The sequence below is a fragment of the Rhodococcus sp. BS-15 genome, assembly GCF_000813105.1.
Taxonomy (GTDB): Bacteria; Actinomycetota; Actinomycetes; order Mycobacteriales; family Mycobacteriaceae; genus Rhodococcoides.
Genome location: NZ_BAOX01000381.1, coordinates 1 through 3,902, shown reverse-complemented (window position 1 = coordinate 3,902; position 3,902 = coordinate 1). Strand labels below are relative to the sequence as shown.

3 protein-coding genes and 1 pseudogene are annotated in these 3,902 nt (G+C 60.3%); 2 read left to right on the top strand and 2 right to left on the bottom strand.

What is annotated here, in order from left to right; all coding sequences use genetic code 11:
* A partial coding sequence (locus tag RHBS_RS31185; protein WP_374700656.1) for a hypothetical protein occupies window positions 1–379 on the top strand: 379 nt, incomplete at its 5' end.
* On the opposite strand, the pseudogene trpS reads toward RHBS_RS31185, so the two are convergent.
* Window positions 343–1,285: pseudogene (trpS, locus tag RHBS_RS25380) on the bottom strand (tryptophan--tRNA ligase). The gene RHBS_RS31185 and the pseudogene trpS overlap by 37 nt on opposite strands.
* Window positions 1,286–1,564: 279 nt before the next feature.
* On the opposite strand from trpS, the gene RHBS_RS25375 reads away from it, so the two are divergent.
* Window positions 1,565–2,656, top strand: a complete 1,092-nt coding sequence (locus RHBS_RS25375; protein WP_128646800.1) for a haloalkane dehalogenase — start codon at window positions 1,565–1,567, stop codon at window positions 2,654–2,656.
* Window positions 2,657–2,838: 182 nt separating this feature from the next.
* On the opposite strand, the gene RHBS_RS25370 is transcribed toward RHBS_RS25375, so the two are convergent.
* On the bottom strand, window positions 2,839–3,573 hold the full coding sequence (locus tag RHBS_RS25370; RefSeq protein ID WP_128646799.1) for a dienelactone hydrolase family protein: 735 nt from the start codon (window positions 3,571–3,573) through the stop codon (window positions 2,839–2,841).
* Window positions 3,574–3,902: the final 329 nt, after the last annotated feature.

Below are 3,902 nucleotides of genomic sequence, written 5' to 3'. Positions count from 1 at the left end.
GGAACCGATATCGGAACCGATTGCGGCATCGAGGAAGCCGACGCTACGCAGGTCGGTGGCGGGAGTCCTCGCTGTCGGGGCATTGTTGGCCGGGACCGCCGGTGTGATCGGTGCCGCGATCGTGCTCGCAGCAGGGCCGGCGTATGCGACACCGGAAGGATCTCAATGCGGGAAGCAAGCGCGCACCGCTGCTCCCCATCGGGACCAGCGCACCCAGCCCTTCTCTACAATTCGCGCATGGGAAAGCCGCGCGCCTCGCTCAGTAATGAGTGCCCATCACCGTGCGTACTTCGTCCAGGGTCTGCTCGGCGATCTCGTTGGCGTGCTCGTTCCCCCGACGCACTATCGACTGGACATAGCCGGGATCCGACGACGATGACCTACAAGGAACGAGTTGACTGCTTCTATCACAAGGGTTTTCAGTGATCCGGCCCCTGCTGAACCGATTTCAGCGGCTATCGCTTCCGGATTCCTCTGACTGCAAAGTCCTGCGACTGTGAGAAGTGCGGACACTCCCGGCCGCGTATCCGGGTCATACGAGATGTACCGCTCCGGGTCTGTGACCGTGCGGCGTACTACCTGGGCTGTCTCGTCCGGTGTCATCGACAATGTGATCGCGTTGCCGAAACTCTTGGACATCTTGCGCCCGTCGAGTCCCGGAACGTCGGGACTCGACGTCAGTAAGGCTTGTGGTTCGGTGAATACCGCAGCGTATCGGTCGTTGACGGCGCGCGATGACCCTCGACATCTCGATGTGCGGGAGTTGGTCCTTACCGACGGGCACCACATTTGCCTTGCAGAACAGGATATCCGCTGCCTGATGTACTGGATACGTCAGGAGTAAGCCGCTCAGGGCGCGGCCGCTGGCTGCGAGTTCGGCTTTCACTGTCGGATTTCGGTGGAGTTCCGCCTCCGTCACCAAGCTGAGGAACGGCAGCACCAGTTGGTTGAGGGCGGGTACTGCCGAGTGCGCGAAGATGGTGGACTTTTCGGGATCGATGCCTGCTGCCATGTTGTCCAAGGCTGCGTCGTAGACATGTTGTCGTACGTGCCCGATGGCGTCGCGGTCCGTAATCACCTGGTAGTCGGCCAGGACGATCATCGTCTCCACGCCGAGCTCTTGCAGTCGCACTCGTTCCCGAATCGTCCCGAATAGGTGACCGAGATGCAAAGGGCCAGTGGGTCGCTCCCCGGTCAGTGTGCGGTATCGGCTTGGATCGGACGCGATATCGGTGGCGAGTAGGTTACTGCGCTCAACGCTCGAAGCGTAGGTGTTGGTGCTCATCGATGAACCTCTCTGAATGAACCGGAGCGGGCTGCGTTAGCCGCACGACGTGTTCATTCGAGAGGTCGGCGGGCTGAAGTACAGCCCGCGGGACATGGTCGACCGGGCTGCTAGCGCAGCCACCACCAAGCCTGACGAGTGTCGGTCACGACGACAGGTTAGCAAGATCGGTCGAAGAGTGCCCACAACGCGCCCACCTCGAATTCCCAAGACCCCCACAGGTGGTGCGATGTCGGATCCCACCCGAGGTGCCGACGTCCTCGCGCTCCACCTGACTCAATGCTGTGCGGGTCAGGCGTGCCGCTTGCGGATGCCCAGTGGACGCGGCTACCGATGTGCACTACGCCAGGAGTGCCACAGCGGTTGAGTAGATACATTACGAGTGTCATCGCGCTTTTGCTTTGCGACCGGAGAGGCGTACACGTGCAGAGACGAAGCTTGCCTGTGCTTGATAGCACGATGTCGTTCCTTGCGGACGGTTCCGGGCCGCTCGTGATGCTGCTGCACGGCAACCCGACGTCGTCGCATCTGTGGCGCAACGTGATTCCGAATCTGGCAGGACTGGGGTACCGCGTGATCGCGGTGGATCTCATCGGTATGGGACTGTCGGGTCCGTCGAGGCGGGGCTACCGGTTGGTGGACCATCTCGCTTATCTGGAAGGGTTCGTGGACACGCTCGGCGCGCCCGAACTCGTCCTGGTTGGCCACGATTGGGGCGGTGTACTAGCCCTCGCGCTTGCGCGCTCGCGTAGGGAAGTCGTGCGGGGTGTGGCGGTTCTTGAGGCGCACCTCCATCCAATCGCCAGCTGGTCCGACATGAGCGAAGCAGACCGCGAGATGTTCTCCCGACTTCGAGCTGAGGGGTCTGGCGAGCAAACCATCATCGAGGAGAACTTCTTTATCGAGGTCGTGCTTCCATCGGGAATCGTTCGCAGACTCGGTGTTACCGAGCACGACGGGTACCGCGCCCCCTTCATGAAAACGGAATCACGAGCACCAATCCTGCAATGGGTGCGCGAGATACCCATCGGTGGCGAACCGGCCGATGTTGCGCAAATTATTGTCCGGAATCAGGACATCCTGCAAGATGAGGACCTGCCTACACTTCTGTTGCACGGTGCACCGGGCGCGCTGGTTGGTGAGGCCGAAGTCAAATGGTGCGCTACGCATGGCCGAGCGATGACCCTCACGTCGATCGGAGAGGGCACGCACTTCCTCCCAGAAGACCGCCCCAGCGAGATCGTAGAGGCCCTCGCCGTGTGGCTCCGCACCCTGAAGCCGCTCGAGATAGACACGTCAACCACGAACGCGAACCCGCCGCGGGCTCGATCCCGGCACTCCACCGAACGATGCTATCCAGAGAATAAGTGATCCAACTAGCAAGGTAGAGAACAGTATTCGACGTCGTGCTCGCGACCCCCGTCTCTGATCGGTCATTCTCCCAACTATAAACGCACGGGCTCAGCGCGCAGAAGTATGCATGAGTGGCCGATCAGCGACCGGGTCGACATTCGTACAGTGGGAGGAAATTACCACCACCCTTATTGTGAAGCTCAGGCGGTGACCAGGGCGCTGTCCATGAGGGTAAGAAGGCGGTCCCAATGCCGCTGCAGCCCGGCCGCGTCGAAGGCGTCAGTATCGGACATCGTGAACCCATGGACGGTTCCCGGGTAAATCTCGGAGGTATAGACCAGGTGCGCGGCGTCCAGCGCTCCGTTCAGCTCGTTCAAGGCCTCGGGAGTCAGGTCACTCGCAGCATGACCGAAATGAACCTTGGCGGTGATTTTCGCGAGCGCTTCGGTTCCGTCTGCCCCCACTGGGCCATGAAATGCGGCGATGGCCGCAGTCTGATCGGGGTAGGCAGCCGCAGTTCGCGTGGCGACCAAACCGCCGATGCAGTAACCGATCAAACCAACTTTACTTCCGCTCACTTCTGTCTGTTCAGCGAGAAATTGGAGGTAAAACTCGGCGTCGCTCAAAACGCGCTCAGCGGTGTGCTGGTGGATCAAGGGCATCAGCTGGTCGGTAAGCGCTGGCCGAACATCTTCTCCGATGTAGTCAGGAAGCTCGATCAAGGGTGCTCGACCGTGTCTGTAGAAAATGTTGGGAACGAGCACGTAGTAGCCATGATCGGCCAGCTTCTGTGCCATTTCCCGCAGCACGGGCCGGATACCGAAGGCATCCGAATACAACAGCACCCCGGGGTGCGGCTCGTGATCGTCGGGGTATGCGGCGAAGGCGTCGGCATGGCCGTCCCTCGTTGGAATCAGTAGATCTCTGAACGGCATTAATCATCCTGTCGTAGTTGATTTTTCGAGTAATTTTACGAATCAACTACGAGATGGGTGGATCTCGGCCATTGGCAAATCTTGTTCGATTGAGAGGCGGGTGTGCACGTGCCCGCGCGAATCTCAAAAGAGCGCCGGGTCACCAATCCGTGCGTGGCGTGAAGCCGTCCCGGTGATCATGATCAAAGACTATCGCCTCGACAGCAACCCACACCAGCCCCCTCGGAACTTCGGGCAACTGTAGTTTGGTCGCACTGCGCCTCGGTGCAACGCAGCAGATTCGGATGGAAGAGGGTCGCGAGTCAGTCCCTGTGACCTGATGTATGTAC

Coding starts and splice junctions, on each gene's coding strand:
- RHBS_RS25375 (WP_128646800.1), top strand. CDS start 1,565: ATGCTGTGCGGGTCAGGCGTGCCGCTTGCGGATGCCCAGTGGACGCGG.
- RHBS_RS25370 (WP_128646799.1), bottom strand. CDS start 3,573: ATGCCGTTCAGAGATCTACTGATTCCAACGAGGGACGGCCATGCCGAC.